At 71.9% G+C, this 19,773-nt stretch carries 16 protein-coding genes; 13 read left to right on the top strand and 3 right to left on the bottom strand.

Going from position 1 to position 19,773, the window contains the following annotated elements; genetic code table 11:
* The first annotated feature begins 10 nt into the window (after positions 1-10).
* The 6 genes from V6V47_RS12950 to V6V47_RS12925 all read left to right on the top strand — a co-directional run bounded on the left by V6V47_RS12950 (position 11) and on the right by V6V47_RS12925 (position 6,061).
* Positions 11-184, top strand: coding sequence for a hypothetical protein (locus tag V6V47_RS12950; protein ID WP_334628420.1), 174 nt, complete (start codon positions 11-13; stop codon positions 182-184).
* On the top strand, positions 181-1,185 hold the full coding sequence (locus V6V47_RS12945) for a glycosyltransferase family 4 protein (RefSeq protein ID WP_334628419.1): 1,005 nt from the start codon (positions 181-183) through the stop codon (positions 1,183-1,185). Before V6V47_RS12950 ends, V6V47_RS12945 begins: the two co-directional genes overlap by 4 nt.
* A gap of 108 nt (positions 1,186-1,293) precedes the next feature.
* Positions 1,294-2,430 (top strand): glycosyltransferase, encoded by a 1,137-nt coding sequence (locus tag V6V47_RS12940; protein ID WP_334628418.1) that lies wholly within the window; start codon positions 1,294-1,296, stop codon positions 2,428-2,430.
* Positions 2,427-3,479: a glycosyltransferase gene (locus V6V47_RS12935; protein ID WP_334628417.1), complete on the top strand. Its 1,053-nt coding sequence runs from the start codon at positions 2,427-2,429 to the stop codon at positions 3,477-3,479. The genes V6V47_RS12940 and V6V47_RS12935 overlap by 4 nt, the downstream gene beginning before the upstream one ends.
* Complete coding sequence (locus V6V47_RS12930; RefSeq protein WP_334628416.1) at positions 3,476-4,966, top strand: glycoside hydrolase family 130 protein; 1,491 nt, start codon at positions 3,476-3,478, stop codon at positions 4,964-4,966. Before V6V47_RS12935 ends, V6V47_RS12930 begins: the two co-directional genes overlap by 4 nt.
* A gap of 48 nt (positions 4,967-5,014) precedes the next feature.
* Positions 5,015-6,061, top strand: a complete 1,047-nt coding sequence (locus V6V47_RS12925; RefSeq protein ID WP_442934228.1) for a fatty acid desaturase family protein — start codon at positions 5,015-5,017, stop codon at positions 6,059-6,061.
* 61 nt (positions 6,062-6,122) lie between these two features.
* Here V6V47_RS12925 and V6V47_RS12920 read toward each other — a convergent pair whose 3' ends face one another.
* On the bottom strand, positions 6,123-7,076 hold the full coding sequence (locus V6V47_RS12920; RefSeq protein ID WP_334628414.1) for an ice-binding family protein: 954 nt from the start codon (positions 7,074-7,076) through the stop codon (positions 6,123-6,125).
* 348 nt (positions 7,077-7,424) lie between these two features.
* On the opposite strand from V6V47_RS12920, the gene V6V47_RS12915 reads away from it, so the two are divergent.
* Positions 7,425-8,492: a DUF2855 family protein gene (locus V6V47_RS12915; RefSeq protein ID WP_334628413.1), complete on the top strand. Its 1,068-nt coding sequence runs from the start codon at positions 7,425-7,427 to the stop codon at positions 8,490-8,492.
* 9 nt (positions 8,493-8,501) lie between these two features.
* Here the strand turns inward: V6V47_RS12915 and V6V47_RS12910 are convergent, their stop codons facing one another.
* Entirely contained in the window at positions 8,502-9,302 is an 801-nt protein-coding gene (locus tag V6V47_RS12910) for an SDR family NAD(P)-dependent oxidoreductase (protein WP_334628412.1), read from the bottom strand.
* A gap of 330 nt (positions 9,303-9,632) precedes the next feature.
* Here V6V47_RS12910 and V6V47_RS12905 point away from each other — a divergent pair, with 330 nt between their 5' ends.
* From V6V47_RS12905 to V6V47_RS12880, 6 genes are all read left to right on the top strand, one after another.
* Complete coding sequence (locus V6V47_RS12905; protein WP_334628411.1) at positions 9,633-10,802, top strand: ATP-grasp domain-containing protein; 1,170 nt, start codon at positions 9,633-9,635, stop codon at positions 10,800-10,802.
* A complete protein-coding gene (locus tag V6V47_RS12900; RefSeq protein ID WP_334628410.1) occupies positions 10,799-12,418 on the top strand; it encodes an IucA/IucC family siderophore biosynthesis protein in 1,620 nt (539 codons plus the stop codon). The genes V6V47_RS12905 and V6V47_RS12900 overlap by 4 nt, the downstream gene beginning before the upstream one ends.
* Complete coding sequence (locus V6V47_RS12895; protein WP_334628409.1) at positions 12,415-14,013, top strand: IucA/IucC family protein; 1,599 nt, start codon at positions 12,415-12,417, stop codon at positions 14,011-14,013. Before V6V47_RS12900 ends, V6V47_RS12895 begins: the two co-directional genes overlap by 4 nt.
* Positions 14,010-15,152, top strand: a complete 1,143-nt coding sequence (locus tag V6V47_RS12890) for an alanine racemase (RefSeq protein WP_334628408.1) — start codon at positions 14,010-14,012, stop codon at positions 15,150-15,152. The genes V6V47_RS12895 and V6V47_RS12890 overlap by 4 nt, the downstream gene beginning before the upstream one ends.
* Positions 15,153-15,267: 115 nt before the next feature.
* Positions 15,268-17,148 (top strand): sigma-70 family RNA polymerase sigma factor, encoded by a 1,881-nt coding sequence (locus V6V47_RS12885; RefSeq protein ID WP_334628407.1) that lies wholly within the window; start codon positions 15,268-15,270, stop codon positions 17,146-17,148.
* A gap of 37 nt (positions 17,149-17,185) precedes the next feature.
* The gene (locus V6V47_RS12880; protein ID WP_334628406.1) at positions 17,186-17,812 is read left to right on the top strand and encodes a DUF305 domain-containing protein; all 627 of its coding nucleotides are present in this window, start codon (positions 17,186-17,188) and stop codon (positions 17,810-17,812) included.
* A gap of 141 nt (positions 17,813-17,953) precedes the next feature.
* On the opposite strand, the gene V6V47_RS12875 is transcribed toward V6V47_RS12880, so the two are convergent.
* Positions 17,954-19,660: a hypothetical protein gene (locus V6V47_RS12875; RefSeq protein ID WP_334628405.1), complete on the bottom strand. Its 1,707-nt coding sequence runs from the start codon at positions 19,658-19,660 to the stop codon at positions 17,954-17,956.
* Positions 19,661-19,773: the final 113 nt, after the last annotated feature.

Genomic DNA, 19,773 nt, shown 5'->3' with positions numbered 1-19,773 from the left:
GGAGCACCAGATGAGGATCGCCAAGCACAGGATCGTCGCCGCCCTTCGGGACCGAGGCCAGCAGGCAAGGGCCGACTGGGTCGAGCGCGAGTTGCCCGAGCAGGTCGACCCGGCCAAGCACTCCGGGCTGCTCGCCACCCTGCATCTCGATCCGGCTGACCTCGCCGACGCGCCCTCCCCGTGAGGGTGGCGCTGCTCGGCCCGGTCGCCTGGCGCACACCTCCGCACCACTACGGCCCCTGGGAGCAGGTCACCGGTCTGCTCGCCGAGGGGTTGGTCACCCGCGGCGTCGACGTGACGCTCTTCGCGACACTCGACTCCGTCACCTCCGCCCAGCTCGACGGCGTCTGCCCCCGGGGGTACGCCGACGACCCGGCCCTGGACGGCCGGGTCTGGGAGGCGATGCACGTCTCCTACGCGCTGGCCCGCTCGGCGCAGTTCGACCTGGTGCACAGCCACCTCGACTGGCTGCCGCTGGCGTTCGCCGAGCACTGCCGCGCTCCGCTGCTCACCACCGTGCACGGCTTCTCCGGGGCCGAGATCCTGCCCGCGTACGCCCGAGCCCACTCGTCCTACGTGTCGATCTCCGACGCCGACCGCTCCGCGGAGCTCGACTACGTCGCGACGGTGCAGCACGGCGTCGACGTCACCGAGCTGCCGTTCACCCGCGACGCCGGGCCCGGGCTGGCCGCCTTCGGCCGGATCCATCCAGACAAGGGCACCCACACCGCCATCGAGATCGCCCGCCTCGCCGGTCGCCCCCTGACCATCTGCGGCATCGTGCAGGACGAGCGGTACTTCGCCGAACAGGTGGCTCCGCACATCGACGGCGATCAGGTCGTGTTCCTCGGGTCGGTGGGGCCCCGACGACGGGCGGAGGTGCTGGGGGCCAGCACCTCCCTGCTGCACCCGATCGCGTTCGACGAGCCGTTCGGACTGTCGGTGGTCGAGTCGATGGTCTGCGGCACGCCGGTCGTCGCGTACGCGCGCGGATCCATGCCGGAGGTCGTCGACGAAGGGGTGACCGGTCTCCTCGTGCACACCGTCGAGCAGGCCGTCGACGCGGTCGCCCGGGTCGCCGGGCTCGACCGGGCCGCCTGTCGCGCGCGGGCTCAGCAGCGGTTCAGCGCCGACCGGATGGTCACCGACTACCTCTCCGTCTACGACCAGCTCATCCACGGCTGACCGCCCCGAATCCGTTTCGTCGGCCACACACGCTGGCCGCCGTACGCCGATACCGCGTGAGGCTCGCCCGTACCCCCGGCGGTGGCCGACAACCGGAAGGCCCGACCCATGCCCAGCTACGGATTCCTCAGCACCCACCCACCGACCCGGTGTGGACTGGCCACCTTCAATTCCGCCCTCGCCGCCCACCTGACCGCCGACGGCACGCGCGGAGGCATCGTGCGGGTCACCGACCGTGGCGACGACCAGCGGGCCGGCGTTGGGGTCGTGCACACCTGGTCGACGCTCACGCCGGGCGGCTGGCGGGACGCGGCAGCCGCCCTGAACACCTTCGACGTGGCGATCGTCCAACACGAGTACGGCATCTACCCCGGCAGCGACGGCGAGGACGTCCTACCGCTGCTGCGCCGGCTCACCGTGCCGAGCATCGTGGTGCTGCACACCGTGCTGCGCCAGCCCTCCGCACGGCAGAAGTCCCTGCTGGAGCAGATCGTCGCCGCTGCCGGGGCGGTCGTCACGATGACCGACACCGCGCACGACCGGCTGCTCGTCGGCTACGCCGTGAGCCCGGCCAAGGTGACGGTCATTCCGCACGGCGCCGCCGAGCACTCCCACGTTCCCGCCGAGCGCCGCACCCGCCCACACCTGCTGACCTGGGGGCTGCTCGGTCCCGGTAAGGGCGTCGAGTGGTCGTTGCGGGCCCTCGCGCGGTTGCAGGACCTCGAGCCGACGCCCACCTACACCATCGCGGGCCGGACCCATCCCAAGGTCATCGAGCACCACGGGGAGGCGTACCGGGCACGGCTGCACCGGCTCGGTGCCGAGTTGGGCGTCGCGCACGCCGTGGACTACCAGGACGTCTACCACGACCAGGTCGCTCTCAGTCAGTTGATCCGCTCCGCCGACGTGGTCGTGCTGCCCTACGACTCCCGCGAACAGGTCACCTCCGGCGTGCTCATCGAGGCCGTGGCCGCCGGGGTGCCCGTGGTGGCCACCGCGTTCCCGCACGCCGTCGAGCTGCTCACTGGTGGGCCCGGTCTGGTCGTACCCCATCAGGACCCGGCGGCGCTGGCCGTGGCGATCCGGCGGATCCTGCTCGAACCGGGCCTGGCCGCGCGGCTGGCCGGTCGTGTCCGGCCGCTCGCCGCGGACCTGCGCTGGCCGGCGGTGGCGGCCCGCTACGGCACCCTCGCCGAGCAGCTCACCGAGGTCCGGCCGCCCGCGGTCAGCGCGGCGTCGGCATGACCGCGACCACCGGCCATCCCCGGCCCCGGGTCGGCGAGCGCTGGGCGACGGCACCGGCCCCGAGCTTCGCGCACCTGTCCCGGCTGAGCGACGACACCGGCCTGTTCGAGCACGCCCGGCACGCCATCGTGCGCCGTGAGCACGGCTACTGCACGGACGACGTCGCCCGTGGCCTCGTCGTCCTCAGCCGCGAGCCGGAGCCCAGCGCGGAGATGATCCGGCTCGCGGAGCGCTACCTCGCCTTCCTGACCCACGCGCAGGACGCTGGCGGCGCCTTCCACAACCGGCTCGGGTACGACCGGCGGTGGGCCGACGAGCCCGGGCTCGGGGACTGGTGGGGTCGGGCGCTGTGGGGGCTCGGCACCGCCGTTGCCCGCAGCCCGGCCGCCTGGATACGGGAGGAGGCGCTGGTCGCCTTCAGCCGGGGTGCCGCGCGACGGTCCCCGGCGCCGCACGCGATGGCCTTCGCCGGGCTCGGTGCCGTCGAGGTGCTGCGCCGACACCCGGGCCACGCGGCTGCGGCAACGCTGCTGGCGGCCGCGGCTACGACGGTCGGCCCTCCCGATCCCGACCCGCGGTGGCCCTGGCCGCGACAGCAGTTGACCTACGCCAACGCCGCCCTCGCCGAGGTGGTCATCGCCGCCAGTCAGCTGCGCCACGGCGGCCCGCCCCTCGACGACGGGTTGCGGATGCTCGCCTGGTTGCGCGACGTGCAGTCCCGGGACGGACGGCTGTCGGTCGTGCCCGCGAAGGGATGGCGGCACGGGGCGGTACGCCTCCACCACGACCAGCAACCGATCGAGGTCGCCGCCTTCGCCGACGCCTGCGCCACGGCTGCCGCGGTCACCGGCGACCTGGGTTGGGAGACGGGGGTACGGCAGGCGATCGGCTGGTTCCTCGGCGACAACGACATCGGCACCCCGATGTGGGATCCGGAGACCGGGGGCGGCTACGACGGGCTGACCCCGCACGGCCCGAACCTCAACCAGGGCGCCGAGTCCACCCTCGCGCTCATCGCCACCCTGCAGCACGCCCGGCGGTGGTCGTGACCGCGGTCCTGGCGGTTCGACCGGACGTCACGCTCACCCCGGATCCACGCCGGGTCATCGTCAAGCTCTTCGTCCCGGGTGAGGACGCCGCGGTGGTACGCACTCGCGCACGGGCGCTCATCGACCGCGTCGCGCACCTCCCCGACGAGGAGACGGACCGGCTGCTGCGGGACATCTTCGACCGCTTCGATGCTCGGCACCGCGACCTGGCCGGCACGTTCCGCCACCACTACGACCTCGTCCGGCACCGCGCCGCCCGGGCCGGGGACCTGTCGCCCAACAGCCGGCTCCTGGTCGGCGCCTACTTCAGCCACGAGTACGCCGTCGAGTCCGCTGCCCTGTGCAACCCGTCGATCGTGGCGCACCCCGACCAGAGCGATCTGGGCTCCGGACAACTGCGCGTCGCGGTCAGCCTGCGTCAGATCGGCGAGGGTCACCTGTCGTCCATCGGGTTCGCCACCGCGGTCCTCGGTCCGGGAATTCGGCTCACCGTCGCCGATCGGTCCGGTCCGCTGGTCGTCGGGCAACGGCTGGGGGTACGGCACCGCCGTGACCTGCTCGCCGCGGGCCTGGCCGAGGAGGACTGCGACAACGAGGTCACCGCCACCGTGCTGGACGCCCTGCCCGACCGGTACGACGAGGCGGCCTTCGAACGGGTGCTCGGCAACCTGCCAGCGGACCTGCTTTCCCGTAGCACCGGCATGGCGACCCTCGAGCAGCTACGCCGCACCAACGCCGGCAGCTACGCCATGTCCTTCCCCGCCGACACGGCACTACAGGATCGGGTGCTCTGGCCGGCCATCCCGGCGGAGAGCAACGGTATGGAGGACGCCCGGTTCGTCCGGTTCGTCGGCGAGGCCGGACCGGTCTACCGGGCCACCTACACCGCCTACGACGGGCGGAGGATCGCTCCCCGCGCGTTGGTCAGCAGCGACCTCCGGCATTTCGAGATGACCCCGATGCGGGGTCCGGGTGCCCGGAACAAGGGGGTGGCGCTGTTCCCCCGTACCGTCGGCGGCCGGCACCTGGCCCTGTGCCGCGCCGACGGCGAGACCATCGGTCTGACCTGCCTCGACGACGACAACCGGTGGCAGACCCCGAGCCCGCTGCACGCACCCCGCGACGGGTGGGAGCTGATCCAGGTCGGCAACTGCGGATCGCCCATCGAGACCGAGGCGGGCTGGCTCGTACTCACGCACGGCGTCGGCCCGATGCGCCAGTACGCCATCGGCGCGCTCCTGCTCGACCTGCACCGACCGGAGCGGGTCGTCGCGCGACTCCGCGGCGCGCTCCTGACACCCGACCCGGGCGACCGGGACGGGTACGTGCCCAATGTCGTCTACTCCTGTGGCGGGCTCGTTCACGGTGGCGAGCTGTGGCTGCCGTATGGGGCGAGCGACGCGCGGGTCGGTTTCGCCACCGTGTCGGTGGCTGCCCTCCTCGCTGCAATGGCGGAATCCTCGCCACCGGGAGACCATGACGGGTGAGACTGGTGGCGGAGTGACGTGGAACGCCAAGGAACGGCGGGAGCAGCAATCGTGAGCGACATCAGCCTCGAAGCCGACCCTCGGCGGGGCAGCGACTACGCCGATCTGTCCCGGCAGATCCGCGCGGCGGGTCTGCTCGATCGGCGGCACGGCTACTACGCGGTACGGATCAGCCTTGTTGTCGGTGCGTTCGCCGGATTGTGGGCCCTATTCGCCCGCCTGGGTGAGTCGTGGTGGCAGCTCGGCGTGGCGGCGGCGCTCGCGGTGGTCATCGCGCAGGCCGGATTTATCGGCCACGACGCCGGCCACCGTCAGGTCGCCCGCTCGCGCCGGGCGAACGACCTCATCGGCATTCTGCACGCCAACCTCCTGACCGGGATCAGTTACGGCTGGTGGGTGGACAAGCACAACCGGCACCACGCGCATCCGAACACCGAGGGCAAGGACCCCGACATCAGCGTGGCGGCCCTGTCCTTCACCACCAACCAGGCCCGGCGACAGCGCGGCCTCGGCGCGCTGATCGTCCGGCACCAGGCGTACTTCTTCTTCCCGCTGCTCCTGCTGGAGGGCCTGCACCTGCACGCCATCAGCCTGTGGGGCGTCCTCGGCGGGCGTCGCATCGCGCGTCGAGGTGTCGAAGTCGGCCTGCTGGCCCTGCACCTCGGTGGCTACCTCACCGCCGTGTTCGTGGTCCTGAGCCCCGCGCAGGCGGTCGCCTTCATCGTCGTCAATCAGGGCCTGCTGGGTCTCTACCTCGGCTGTTCCTTCGCCCCCAACCACAAGGGCATGCCGATCCTCAGCGCCGACGACGACCTCGACTACCTGCGACGCCAGGTCCTCACCTCGCGCAACGTGCACGGCGGGCCGGTCGTCGACGCGGCGCTGGGTGGTCTGAACTACCAGATCGAACATCACCTGTTCCCGAGCATGCCGTGCCCCAACCTGCGTCGTGCCCGGCCACTGGTCCAGCGGTTCTGCGCCGAGCGTGACATCGCCTACCACGAGACCGGCCTGGGCCGCTCCTGGGCGGAAGGGCTGCGCCACCTGCACGACGTCGGCTCCGAAGGCCCGCGTACGAGCGACGCGAACCGCTGAGACTGCGGATGTCCCGGTGGTGCCCCGGCGGCCGGCCTCCGGCCGCCGGGGCTTACACCGATCAGGACTCGGAGGTCCGGCGTCGGTAGAGGAGCATCAGCAGGGCCGTGCCGGTCACGACGGCGACGCTGCCGATCCCCGTCAGGACGGGCAACAGCGCGCTGCCGCCGCTGCCGCCGGTGACCGGCAGTTCGGTGCGGGTGGGCGTGGGCTGGCCGGTCGGCTGGCCCGTGGGCTGCCCGGTCGGTGTGCCCGTCGGTTGGCCGGTGGGCGTGCCGGTGGGCGTGCCGGTGGGCTGGCCGGTCGGCGTTCCCGTCGGCTGGAGGCAGGCGGGAGGGTTGATGGTGTTGGTCTGGAGCGTGACGGCGCCGGTCTGCGCCAGGGCGCGGCCCTGGAGCGTGGCGCCGGTGTTCATCGAGATCGAGGCCTGGGCCATGATGTTGCCCATCATCCGGCTGCCGGTGCCGATCGTGGCCGAGCTGCCGATCTGCCAGTAGACGTTGCAGGGCGAGGCGCCGTTGATGAACACCACGCTGCTGTTGGACGCGGTGGTGAGGGTCGAGGCGATCTGGAAGATGAACACCGCCGCCGGGTCGTTCTGACTGTCGAGCGTCAGGGTTCCGGTCAGTTGCGCGGCGCCGATCCGGTACACCCCCGGGGTCAGCGTGGCGCCGCCCAGCTCTGCGGGGAGGTTGGTGAACGGTGTCCGGCCGGCGGCGTCGTTGTACGCGGTGGTCAGATCGTTCTTGGCCTGTAGGGCGACCGCGTCACCGAGGTGGGTCTCTCCGCCAACGAGCCCTGGCGGGAAGCCAGGCGCGGCGTTGCCGGGGCTGACACCGAGGTTCTGCGCCAGGAAGGTCGGCCCGGTGTTGGTGACCGTCGTGCCGGCGAGTACGGAGAAGTTCGCCGCGGTCCCCAGGTTCACCGGTGCCTCGGCGGCGCTGGCGCCCGTGCCACTGAAGATCAGTACGGCGACGGCCGCGCCGCCGGCGATGATGGCCCCGAGCGCGGACATGACCGCGCGCCGAGGATGGCGGATTAGATTGGTTGTCACGTTGTGCCCTTTCGCGAATGCGTCTCACCAGACAGCGGTCCCGTAGCGGCTGGAGAACCAAACCAGACCAAAGGTGTACGTAACCGGACTTTTACACATCAAGCTTGTGAAAGTTGCATAACCGGCTAGATAGCGAGAAAGGCTGGCTGAGTGGAGCGTCAGGCCGTGGCTGATCCGCTCGTGCAGGCATCGATCGTTCGAGCGGGCAGCGTCGACACATGCGGCGATCGACGACCACCGGTGACCCGAGTGGGATTTTGCACTCCCAGTGCACTTGTCTGTGTCTCCGGGGCTGTTTAGCGTCACACCATGCCTGCCTCCTGGACATTCGCCGTTGCTCGGAACGACCTTGGACGGACCACGATCGCCGAAGGTGAGACGGCCGCTCTGTCCGATGGGGAGGCGCTGCTGAGGGTGGACCGTGTCGGCCTCACCGCCAACAACGTCACCTACGCGGTGCTCGGCGACTCGATGAGGTACTGGGAGTTCTTCCCGCCCGGCCCGCGCGGACTCGAGCCGCACTGGGGGCTCCCGCCGCTGTGGGGCTTCGCGGAGGTGGTCGCGTCGACCGTCGAGGGGGCCGAGGCGGGGCAACGCGTCTACGGCTACCTCCCGCCCGCCGGTCACCTGGTGGTCCGGCCGGCCCGTGTGGACGCGTCCGGCTTCCGTGACGCGAGCGGGCACCGGGCCGAGCTGCCCTCGCCGTACAACGTCTACCGGTCGACCACGGGCGACCCGGCGTACCGGCCCGACCAGGAGGACCTGCTGGTCCTGTTCCGGCCGCTGTTCTTCACCTCGTTCATGCTCGCGGATCAGGTCTTGGACAACGACTGCTACGGGGCGACGTCGCTGGTGATGTCATCGGCGTCCAGCAAGACCGCGTACGCGGCGGCCTTCGAGCTGCACGGCCACGGCCCACGCCTGGTGGGGCTCACCTCGCCCGGCAACGTCGCGTTCACCCGGTCGCTCGGCTGCTACGACGATGTCCTCACCTACGACGACATCGCCGATCTGGCCCAGGCCCCGACGGTCTATCTCGACCTGTCCGGTGCGCCCTCGACCCGTGCCGCCCTGCGGCGGCACCTCGGCGACCACCTCGTCCGGGACATCGCCGTCGGCCTCACCAACCAGACGCCGAACGCCGACGCCGCCGAGGAGGTGTTCTTCGCGCCGGTGCAGATGCGCAAGCGCAGCCTGGATTGGGGCCGCGAAGGGCTCGACCAGCGGTTCACCGACGCTTGGCGTAGGTTCGCCGAGGTGGTGAGCGGGTGGCTCGACGTCCGGGCCGGCACCGGGCCCGATGCCCTGCAGAACGCGTGGCTCGAAGTCCTCGCGGGTCGTACGCCGCCGCGCGTGGGTCATGTCATCCAGTTGTGAGCGGGCGTCCTACGGGACGATCGCGTCGACGTAGCCGCCGTCGACCCGGACGGCCGCGCCGGTGGTGGCCGAGGCCAGGGGCGATGCGAGGTACGTGACCATGTTCGCGATCTCCTCGGGCTCGATGAGTCGCTGCAGCAGGGACTGCGGCCGGTGCAGCCGCATGAACTCGCGCTGCGCGTGATCCCACGGCACGCCCTCGCCGACGAGGTCGGAGACGAAATCCTCGATGCCTTCGGTGTGGGTCGGCCCGGCGAGCACCGAGTTGACGGTCACGCCCGTGCCGGCGGCGGTCTTCGCGAACCCTCGGGAGACGCCGAGCAGGGCCGTCTTGGAGACGCCGTAGTGGATCATCTCGGCCGGGATGGCGACGGCCGAGTCGCTGGCGATGTACTGCACCCGTCCCCAGCCGCGTTGAATCATGGCGGGCAGGTAGGCGCGGGTCAGCCGGACGCCGGCCAGCACGTTCACCTCGAAGTAGCGACGCCACTCGTCGTCCGAGATCTCGAGCGCCGGGGTGGGGCCGAAGATGCCGAGATTGTTGATCAGAATGTCGACGGTGGGGAGCAGTTCGAGCGTCCGCGCAGCACCCTCGTCGCTGGCCACGTCGGCATCGATCTCGACCACGTCGGCACCCGGGACGTCAGTACGCAGGGCGTCCGCCGCCCGCTTGACGGTGGCGGCCGTACGGCCATTGACCGCCACCCGCGCGCCGGCGCGGGCGAGCCCGGTGGCGATGGCGGCACCGATGCCCTGCGTCGAGCCCGTGACCAGCGCTGTCCTACCGGCGAGATCAATGGTGACCGTCATGGCTGTCCCGTTCGTTCGCGCTTGTCGGGCCACCCCGGCTGGGCGACCGCGTACGCCACCCTCGACCGTAGCGGTGCACGTGGTCCCCGGCATGCCGAAGTCGCGTTCCGTCAAGCGCTCGACTTAGGTTACCCTCGCCTACCATCGCGCTGGGAGGGCTGCGTAAAGCGGAACGGGGAGGCCCCGGTCCTCAAGGCCGCGGGTGGTCGGGAGTTCAGCCCGCATCGGCAGTTCGGCGAATAAACACGACGCGGTGGGCAGAACCTCCCGCGTCGGTGCAATAAGGGTAGGCTTGCCTAATCGCGGACATTCCCAGTCAACGGAGGCGGCATGCGGCTGTACCTCACCGCGCTCAACCCCACCGACGCCGTGCTGGAGGGTTTCCTCCCAGCGGCGGCCTCGCTCGGGTTGCCGCTCACCGTGCTGACCGACCGGCCCGAGGAGTGGCCGGCCGACGCGCCGGTGGCGCGGTGCGTGGTCCACGATGCGGCGGCGGTGGTCGCGGCGACAGCCTCGGACGGGCCGGTCGCTCTACTGTCCAACAGTGACCACCTGCAGGAGGTCACCGCGATCGCCGCCCGAAAGCTCGGCCTGCCCGGCAAGGACCCCGAGGCGGCCCGGCTCTCCAAGGACAAGGCGGCGGCCCGCCGCGCCATCGCTGCCGCCGGGCTCGACCTGGTCCGCGCCGTCACCGTCGACCCCGGTGCCCCGCCCACGGTGCCGGGTGAGATGTTTCCGGCCGTGGTCAAACCCCGCGAGGGGGTGGCCAGCGAGGACGCCTACCTGGTGGCCGACCAGCGCGAGCTGACGGCCCGGGTGGCCGAGATCCGTGCCCGGCGGCCGGACGTCGCACTGCTCGTCGAGGAGTACCTCGCCGGGGAGTTGCAGACCTACGAGACCCTCGGCGACGGCTCGGCGCTGGCCGCCCTCGGTGGGTGGCGCACCCACCTCGCGGCGCCACCGACCTTCATCGAGGAGAGCCTCGACTGGTCGCCACCGGGGGAGCGGATCAGCGCCCAGCTCCGGGCGCGGCTCGACGCGCTCGGGGTCGGCTTCGGCGCCTGCCACACCGAGTACGTCGTGCAGGACGGCCGGGTACGGCTCATCGAGGTGAACTACCGCCTCATCGGCGACCGCATGGATCTGATCCTCGCCGACCTGCTCGGTGTGCCGTTGTTCGACTACGTCATCCGGCTGCACCTCGGCGAGCCGCTGGCCGCCCTCGACCTGCCCGCGATCGTCGACCGGCATGCCCGTGTCGAGTACGTCTGCGCGGACCGTTCGGGCCGGCTCGTCTCCGCGCCGGGCCGGCTCGACGCGGTCCACGGCGACGTTCGGCTGAGCTGCCGACCACTGCGTGCGGTGGGCCGGACCGCCGCCCACACCGGCACGAACCGCGACTACCTCGCGGCTCTGCACGCGATCGGCACCGACCAGGACAGCGTCCGGCAGTCGCTGGCTGTCTTCCGAAGCGATCTTCAGTGGACCATTGTCGAGTGAGCGACGACTGCGAGCGGCAAGTGTTCACCCGGGTGCTCGACGCGCTGCTGCGCGAGGACCATCTCGGCCTGCTCAGCCGTGGCCGGTCCAACGGCCCCGACTGGTGGGAGGTGCCGCACGCCGCCGGGTTGCTCCGGATACCGGTTCGCGCGGACGGCTTCCAACACGCCCTGCGTAGCGCCGCGCCGATGGTGCAGGTCGTCGTCGACGGGGACACCCGCCGGACGGACACCGTGGACGGGCTGCTGACGGTGCTCGCCCCGCACGGCAGCTCCGAGGCCGAGGCCGGCTGGCGGAACTTCGGCGCCGAGTGCCGAGCCGACCTGCGGGCCCGGCGGCTCGCCGCCCGTACCCGGCCGGGGGTGCTCTCCTCGGTGGCCGCCGAACGTGCGACCACCACCACCGGCATGGCGGCGGCGCTCCTGGACGACGTGCTCGCGGCGCACCACGGTCACCCGGTCTACCCCACCGACCGCTGCCGGCACGGCCTCAGCGATGACGAGCTGCTCCGGTACGCGCCCGAGCACGCCCCCCGCCTGCCGCTGCGCTGGTACGCCGCCGACGCCGACGCGGTGCGGCTGACCGGCGATCTCCCGGCGTCGTGGCCACCGGCACCACGGCCGGATCAGCTCCTGCTGCCGGTGCACCCGCTCACCGCGGCACGTGACGCGCTACCCGTCACGGACCTGCCGCTGATCACCGCGCGGCCCACGCTCTCCATGCGGACGGTGGCGCTCGACCACGACCCCTACCTGCATCTGAAGCTGCCGCTGCCGACCGCGACCCTCGGTGCCCGCAACCGGCGGACACTGCATCCGGACACGCTCGCCGACGGCGCAGCCGTCGCCGGGCTGCTCGACCGGATCGCCGCTGCGGATCCGGCCTTCGCCGGCCGGATCCGGCATGCCGACGAGAGCACCTACGCCACCATCGACGAGCGGCGCGGCTTCCTGCTGCGCCGCTTCCCGCGCGACCTGTCCGAGGTCCAGGTGGTGCCGGTCGCGGCCCTCGCCGCGCCCGACCCGGTCGCGGGCACGGTCCTCGAACGGATCAGCCCCGGGCGGCCCGAAGCCTTGTTGGACGCCTACCTCGACCTGCTGCTCGACTGGCACGTGTGCCTCTGGCTGCGCCACGGGGTGGCCCTCGAGGCGCACCCGCAGAACATCTACCTGCTGGTGCACCCCGACGGGACGGTCGGCCTGCTCTACAAGGACAACGACGGCGCCCGGCTCGACCTCCGACATGCCGGCCCCGACGGGCTCCCGCTGCGCGACGACCGGATGTGGGTGCGCGACCCGCAGGAGCTGGCCGACGTGTTCATCACCATCACCCTGCACCTGGCCGCGGCGGCACCCCTGCTCGCCCTGGCGGCCCGCGGGTTGCCGGTGCCCACGCCCGCCGCCGCGCTGGCACCCCGGCTGGCCGCGGCCCGTGACCGGTGGGGCGACGGGCCGGCGGCACGATCCCTCACCGAGCGGGTCCTCACGGCCGCCCGGCTGCCCATCAAGGCGATGCTCACCGCGGGCACCCTGCTGCCCAAGCAGCGGCTGGGTTGCGACGACATCAACAAGTACTACCGGCGTACCGGCCCGAACTACCTGCGGGAGACACGATGACGAGCGCGCAGCTGCGCTCCCGGCCCGGGGTCGACACCGACCAACTCGCCGACCTGGCCACCGCCCACGCCGTCTTCGGCTGCCTGGTGCGTGAGGTCGCCCTGCCCGAGGGCGACACCACCGTGGCCGACACCGTGGCACGGCTGCTGTTGCGGCACACCGACGTGCAGCTGCGGTGCGCCGTCACGCGAACCTCGCCGCTGGGCGCGCACCGCTACGCCGGCCCGGTGCAGCGGATGACCGACGGCGGCGGGTGGGAGGACCTGGACGCGACACGGCTCGCCGGTCTGGTCGCGGCGGAACTCGCCGCGCGTACCGGCCTGGCCAACGATGAGTTCGTCGGGCAGGTCCGGGCAAGCCGCGACGCGGTGACCCGGTTGCTGGCCGACCGTCCGGCGCAAGATCCCACGCCCACCGGTGAGCCGGCCATCGACGCGTACGTCGACTCCGAACAGTCACTGGTCTTCGGCCACCCACACCACCCCGCGCCCAAGTGGCGCAGCGGCGACATGGACAACTGGCGGGCGTACGCGCCGGAGCTGCGTACCGCCTTCCGACTGCACTGGCTCGCCGTGCCGGACGATCTCGTCGCCGGAGCCGGGCCGTTCGACCCGCTCGTCGCCGCCCTCGATCCGCCCCGCCCCCCGGCCGGGCACCGGGTGCTGCCGGTGCACCCGTGGCAGCTGTCGCTGCTGCCGCCGACGGATCCGCGACTTCGTCACCTGGGTGCGTCCGGTGTTCCGGTGCGGCCGACGGCGAGCGTCCGTACCCTCTACGCGCCGGACGCCGACCTGTTCGTCAAGACCAGCCTGCACGTGCGGATCACCAACTGCCTGCGCAAGAACGCGCGGTACGAACTCACCGGCGCGGTGGCCCTGACCGAGCTGCTGGCCCGGGTGCCGCTGCCGGCCGGCGTCGAGTTGCTCGCCGAGCCGGCCTACCGCACGGTCGGCGCCCCCGGCGCGGACGAGGCGTACGGGACGATCCTGCGCACCGGCCTGCGTCCGCACCTGCGACCGGGGGAGACCCCGTTGCTGGCGGCGGCGCTGGCCGCCGTACCGCTGGTGGTGGCCGATCCGGTGGCGTGGTGGCGGGCCTACCTCGGGCTGCTGGTGCCGGCGGTGCTGCACTGCTGGCTCAGCCACGGTGTCGTGCACGAGGCGCACCTCCAGAACGTGGTCGTGGTGCTCGACTCCGAGCGCCGCCCGGTGCGGATGCTGCTGCGGGACCTGGAGGGGGTGAAGCTGGACACCACCTGGTGGGCGACCTGGCCCGACGGCGTCCCACCGCAAGCCGGCTACGGTGCGCGGGACGCACGCCACCGGGTCGTCTACTGCCTTTTCGTCAACCACCTGGCCGGCATCTGCGGTGCCCTCGCCGACGCGCGGCCGGGGATCGAGCGGCGGTTGTGGCAGGAGGTCCACGCCGCCGTCGCGACGGTGGCAGCGGATCTCGGTGACCCGTCCGAGCTGCGCGGGCTGCTGCGGGGCGAGCCGCTGGTGGCCAAGGCGAACCTGTTGGTCCGATGGCACCGCGACGGCGACCGCGCAGCGCCGTTCGTGCCGGTGCCGAACCCGATGGGCGGCCAGCGGTGACCCGACCGGTCTACGTCCACGACTTGCACGGGCTGGCCGAGCACGCCCGTTCCATCCGGGCGGCGCTGCCACGGCGGGTCGAGCTGCTCTACGCGGTCAAGGCGAACCCGGATCCGGGCGTGCTGCGGGCCCTCGCGCCGGTCGTCGACGGGTTCGAGGCCGCCAGTCGCGGTGAGTTACGCAGACTGGCCGAGGTGCTGCCCGGCCGGGTGCCGGCCGCGTACGCCGGGCCCGGCAAGACCGGCGAGGACCTCGCCGCCGCCCTCGCCGCTCCGGTGAGCCGCATCCACGTCGAGTCGCCGGCCGAGCTGCGGCGACTCGGTGCGTTGGCCGTCGCGTCGGGCCGGCCGGCCCGGGTCCTGCTGCGGGTGAACCTGCCGGTGGACGCGCCGGGGGCGAGCCTGGTCATGGGCGGCGGGCCCAGCCCGTTCGGCATGGACCCGGCCGACGCGGTGGAGTGTGCCCGCCGCCCGCCGGCCGGCATCGAGGTGCGCGGCATCCACGCCCACCTGGCCAGCGGGCTCGACGCCCCCCTCGCGGGCGCGATCGCCGCCGCCGTGGCCCGCTGGTCGACCGCCGAGGTGGGTGCGGTCGAGGTCGACGTCGGCGGAGGCATGGCCGTCGACTACGCCGACCCGACGGCACGATTCGACTGGGCGCGCTACGGCCAGGAGTTGGCGGACGTCCTCGACGCCCATCCGCACCTGCGGCTGCGCATAGAGCCGGGCCGGTCGGTCACCGCCTACTGCGGGGCGTACCTGACCGAGGTGATCGACGTGAAACGCTCGTACGGCGAGTGGTTCGTGGTGGTGGCCGGCGGCACCCACCACCTGCGCACACCGGCGGCGAAGGGGCACGCGCAGCCGTTCCGGGTGCACCGGCGGCAGAGTGCTGCCGGTCCGCGTACCGAAGGACCGGTCACCGTGGTCGGGCAGCTCTGCACTCCGAAGGACGTGCTGTCCCGGTCGTCCACGGCGGGGCCGATCGGCGTGGGGGACGTGCTGGAGTTCGCCATGGCCGGGGCGTACGCCTGGAACATCAGCCACCGCGACTTCCTGCTGCACGAGCCGCCGCTCTTCCGGATCGGTGACCCACAGGAGGTGGCCGCCGACTGGGTGGCCGGAGCGACCCTGTCCTAAACCGCGCTTCCTCGCGAGAATTCCGTAATGAGACCGGCTGCCGCCGGTCTCCGATCCAGGGGTGGACAGCGCATCCAGCCCGTGCGCCCGCGGATGAGCACAAGAGGAGTGAGGCATGTCGGCAACCGGTCGGGGACTACCCGACATCGGGTTGGTCGTCGCGGCCCGACGGGGCGACCAGCACGCCCTCAATGACGTCGTGGCAGCCTCCCTACCGTTGGTCTACAACATCGTCGGGCGGGCGCTTCGGGGCCACGCCGACGTCGACGACGTGGTCCAGGAGACGTTGGTACGGGTGATCCGGCACCTGCCCGCGCTCAACGACCCGGCGGCGTTCCGATCCTGGTTGGTGGCGATCACCATTCGTCAGGTGCGTGACTGGGAGCAGCGCCGACGCGTCGCCCTGAACCGTGACGCCGGGCTCGACGCGATCCACAACGTGCCCGATCCGGCCTCGGACTTCGCGGGGATGACCATCCTCCGGCTGGGTCTCACCGACCAGCGGCGCGAGGTCGCCGAGGCGACGCGCTGGCTCGACCCGGACGACCAGGAGCTGCTCTCGCTCTGGTGGTTGGAGGAGACCGGAGCGCTCGCGCGGAACGAGGTCGCCGACGCGCTCGGGATCTCCCCGGGGCACGTCGCGGTCCGGATCCACCGGATGAAGGAGCAGATCCAGAGTGCCCGTGCGGTCGTCCGCGCGCTGCGGGCCCAGCCCGGCTGCCCGGATCTGCGCGCCGCCGCCGCCGGCTGGGACGGCAACCCCAACCCGCTGTGGCGCAAGCGGCTGGCCCGGCACATCCGCGACTGCGCATCCTGCGGTCGCCAGGGTGCCACCCTGCTGCCCATCGACCGACTGCTCGCCGGCCTGCCGCTGCTGCCGCTGCCACCCAGCCTCAGCGCCCACTTCCCGAGCGCGGCACTGCCCCCGGCCGCCGCGCAACCGGCCGGGTACCACCCCTCGGACCCGGCAGTTGGGCACACCGCCGGGACGGCGACGCCCGGCGGTGTGCCCGTCGACAGCGGGCACGGCCTCGCCGACCTGGCGGCCCAGCCCCACGGCCTGGTTCCGAAGCTCGCCGTCGGGGCCGCCGCCGTCGTCCTCGCCATCACCACGGTGGTGGTCGTCCAGCAGGACGACCCGACGGCACCTTCGTGGGCAGCCCCGCCGACGACGGCGCCCATCGCCGTGCCCACGCCGAACGCATCACTCTCGCCGAGCGCGCGACCGTCCTCGAAGGCTCCGGTCGCGCCGGCGGTCAGCTCCGCGCGAAAGGGCGTCGGAGTATGGAGCTTTGGCGGGGTCAGCCAGGCCCTGGCCACCTCGAAGGCGGGCTGGTACTACACCTGGGGCACCCAGCACACGGGCATCAGCACTCCGCAGGGCGTGACCTTCGTGCCGATGATCCGCAGTGCGGAGAACGTCACCGATGCCGAGCTGGCCCGGGCCAAGGCGGCCGGGCCCTATCTGCTCACGTTCAACGAGCCGGACCTGGCCGAGCAGTCGAACATGACCGTCGAGCAGGCGCTGACCCTGTGGCCACGGCTGATGACGACCGGGAGCAAGCTCGGCAGCCCCGCGGTCGCCTGGGGCGGTGCCGAGCCGCAGGGCTGGCTGGACCGCTTCATGACCGGCGCATCCTCCCGCGGCTATCAGGTGGACTTCATCACCCTGCACTGGTTCGGCGCCGAGTTCACCACCACCACGGCGGTCAACCAACTCCGGCAGTACCTGCAGGCCGTGTACCAGCGGTACAAGAAACCAATCTGGCTGACCGAGTTCGCGATGATGCGCTTCGGCGGCGGAGGCCAGCAGTTTCCCCGCCAGGAGCAGCAGGCGGCCTTCCTCACGGCGGCCACCACCATGCTGGGTCAACTGCCCTACGTGCAGCGCTACGCCTGGTTCGGCCTGCCCGCCACCGACAAGGACCGCTCCGGGCTGTTCCGGGGCGCCTCCGACGTGACGCCGGTCGGGCGCGCCTTCCAGGCCGCCCGCTGAGCACACCCCCGCCTGGCAGAGAGAGGTGTTCCGTGGCATGACCGCAGGTTCCGCGCTCGGCTCCCGTGCCCGGCGGATCGTCGGCGTGGTGGCGACCCTCGTCGTGACCGCGCTGGCCGTGGGTGCCGCACAGGGTTGGGGCCACACCGACCAGACCGCTGTGGCCCCGCCACCCCCACCGGCGTCGAGCGCGCCGGTGGTCATCAACAGCACCGACGAGGCGTTCATCCAGCTGCTGATCCCGATGGACGAGGGCGCGCTCACACTATTCGACTACCTCGACACCAGACCCGCGGTCCTGGATCCGTCGCTCCGGGCCGTCGTCGATCCGATCCGGACCGCACACCAGACCGAGGTACGGGAGATGCGGGCGGTCCTGGCCGCCGCCAATGTTCCGGAGCAGAACATTCACGAGGGGCACCAGATGCCCGGCATGGTGACCGAGGTCGGCCTCGCCGAACTACGCGCGGCACCCGGCGTTGAGGCGCGGGCCCGAGCGGTCACCCTGATCCGGGCGCACCTCGAACAGATCCTGGTGCTGTGTCGGGGCGAGCAGGACGCCGGTGCCAGCCCGGAGTTGAAGGCGATCGCGGCCCGCATGCAGCAGGCCCGGACCGTCGAGCTGCGCGCCCTGGCAGACCAGCTCGGCGACCGGCACGACTAGAGAGAAGTCCCAACGGTTCGGCGGGCCGCGGGCTCAGGAGAACGTTCGGGCGGCCCACGTCCGGCCGTCCGGCCAACCGCGGAATAGACGAGAGCCCGCCTGCGACTCATCTCGCAGGCGGGCCCTCAGATCAGCACGCTGTTACAACCGCTTCGCCCGTCCGGGCGACGGCACCGTCGGCGCGAGCGCCGACTCCATCGCCGCGGTGTCGCGCGCCGGCTGCCCGGCCTTCGCACCCCAACCGTCCGGGCTGGACGGCGGGTACTGGAAGAACGTGCCCACCACGTCGACCACGACGCTGGTGTAGCCACCCGCGTTGAAGACGTTGAACATGTTGCCCGGGCCGACCATGGTCTGCACCGCGTTCGACACCACCGCGCCGGCGTTGGCGTTGAGGTTGGACGTGGTCGGCCGGGGGACGTCTTCCCAGCCCGCCGGCCAGACCGTGAGGTACGTGCTCGTGGTCGGCAGCACGGCCGTCACGTTCGTCGCCAGCGCCCACGTGTCGACGCCGGCAACCGGGCCCGCCGGGATCGTCGCCGTCTGGGCCGGCCCGAGCCGCGAGGGCCAGCCCAGACCAGCGCGGGTGTCGGCGATCCGGGTCGGCACGACCGGGTCGAAGCGCAGCCCGTTCGGCAGCGCCCCGTCGTCGTAGAAGCCGACGAGGTCGACGATGACGTGTGCGTTGGCGCTGGTGTACACGCCGATCGACGGCAGACCAGTGGCGCTGCCGCAGTCGTCACACGGCATCGTCGGCACCACGGCGAAGTTGGGCACCGTGGCGTTCTTCGTGTAGTTCACGGTGGACGTGTCCGGGAGGCTGTAGCCATCCCCGTTCCAGGCCGTCAGGAAGCCCGACGCCGTGGGCTGGGTAACCGTGATGTTCACCGCGAACGCGCGGATGTGCGGGTTGATGCTCGCGTTCCAGTTGGCCACCGAGTTGAGGTAGTAGTCAGCCGGGAGCCGGCTGCCCCACTCGCGGGTGTCGGTCAGACGGACCGGCTCGGCCAACGGGTGGTACTGCCCGCCGTTGTAGGTGGAGCAGCACCCATGGCCCTTGGAGTAGTAACCGGACACGTCCGCGATGATGTGCGTGGACCCGCCGGAGTTGTAGAAATCGACCTTGCCGTTGGTGCCGACCTTCACGGTGACCGAGTTCGCGCCGGTCCAGCCCTTGACGAAGTTCAGCGACGACGCGGTCGGGCGTGCCACGCCCGACGGGTAGACCGCGACGTAACCGCCGGCGGTCGGCCCGGTGACGGTCACGTTGAGCACGACCGTCGAGGCGTCCGTGGGCACGCCACCCACACCAGCGACCTGCAGCGACACCGAGCGACCCGCGCCGACCGCAGCCTTGGGCGCGCCCTTGCCGGAGCGGGTGTCCAAGATGCGGTTGGGCGACAACGCGTTGTAGGTGCCCCGCTCGCTGTCGTACCCGTAGACGCTCAGCGAGACCTGCGTCGAGCCCGCAGAGCTGTTGTCGGGCAGCGAGATGACCGCGTTTCCGGTCTGCGGGGCAGGCCGTGCGACCGTGGTGATCGTGCAGGTCTGACCCAGGCTCAGGGTCTGGAGCGAGCAGCCGTCATTCGTGATCTTGAAGAAGGCCGCGCCCGCGCCGGTGATCGACGCCTGGCCGAAGGTGATCGGCTCCGCGCCCGACCCGGTGACGGTCACCGTCTTCGGCGCGGACGTGTCGTAAGCCGCGACGTAGCCGAAGTCCAGGAACGACGGCGACACCGTGGCGTCGGGCTCTGCCGCGGCCGCAGCCTGCGCGGGGGCAGCCAGTGCGGTGGCGGAGAGCGATAGTGCGATGGCGCCGACAAGGGCACCACGAAGGATGCGCAACATTCCCCCATGAATGGTTGATCGCGCTGAGGATCGGGCGATCGCCCGATCCGCCGTGACGATATGAGATGGGTGTGACAACGAGCAAGGCACTAAAGGACCGATAAGGCGACCGA

This window comes from Micromonospora sp. CPCC 205539 (assembly GCF_036906815.1).
Classification (GTDB): domain Bacteria; phylum Actinomycetota; class Actinomycetes; order Mycobacteriales; family Micromonosporaceae; genus Micromonospora.
This window is presented reverse-complemented; position numbering and strand designations above follow the sequence as displayed.

What these genes read in the sequence shown, in the direction of transcription:
- V6V47_RS12950 (WP_334628420.1), top strand. Translation starts at nt 11, where the DNA reads ATGAGGATCGCCAAGCACAGGATCGTCGCCGCCCTTCGGGACCGAGGC.
- V6V47_RS12940 (WP_334628418.1), top strand. Translation starts at nt 1,294, where the DNA reads ATGCCCAGCTACGGATTCCTCAGCACCCACCCACCGACCCGGTGTGGA.
- V6V47_RS12935 (WP_334628417.1), top strand. Translation starts at nt 2,427, where the DNA reads ATGACCGCGACCACCGGCCATCCCCGGCCCCGGGTCGGCGAGCGCTGG.
- V6V47_RS12920 (WP_334628414.1), bottom strand. Translation starts at nt 7,076, where the DNA reads ATGTCCGCGCTCGGGGCCATCATCGCCGGCGGCGCGGCCGTCGCCGTA.
- V6V47_RS12915 (WP_334628413.1), top strand. Translation starts at nt 7,425, where the DNA reads ATGCCTGCCTCCTGGACATTCGCCGTTGCTCGGAACGACCTTGGACGG.
- V6V47_RS12910 (WP_334628412.1), bottom strand. Translation starts at nt 9,302, where the DNA reads ATGACGGTCACCATTGATCTCGCCGGTAGGACAGCGCTGGTCACGGGC.
- V6V47_RS12905 (WP_334628411.1), top strand. Translation starts at nt 9,633, where the DNA reads ATGCGGCTGTACCTCACCGCGCTCAACCCCACCGACGCCGTGCTGGAG.
- V6V47_RS12895 (WP_334628409.1), top strand. Translation starts at nt 12,415, where the DNA reads ATGACGAGCGCGCAGCTGCGCTCCCGGCCCGGGGTCGACACCGACCAA.
- V6V47_RS12885 (WP_334628407.1), top strand. Translation starts at nt 15,268, where the DNA reads ATGTCGGCAACCGGTCGGGGACTACCCGACATCGGGTTGGTCGTCGCG.
- V6V47_RS12880 (WP_334628406.1), top strand. Translation starts at nt 17,186, where the DNA reads ATGACCGCAGGTTCCGCGCTCGGCTCCCGTGCCCGGCGGATCGTCGGC.
- V6V47_RS12875 (WP_334628405.1), bottom strand. Translation starts at nt 19,660, where the DNA reads ATGTTGCGCATCCTTCGTGGTGCCCTTGTCGGCGCCATCGCACTATCG.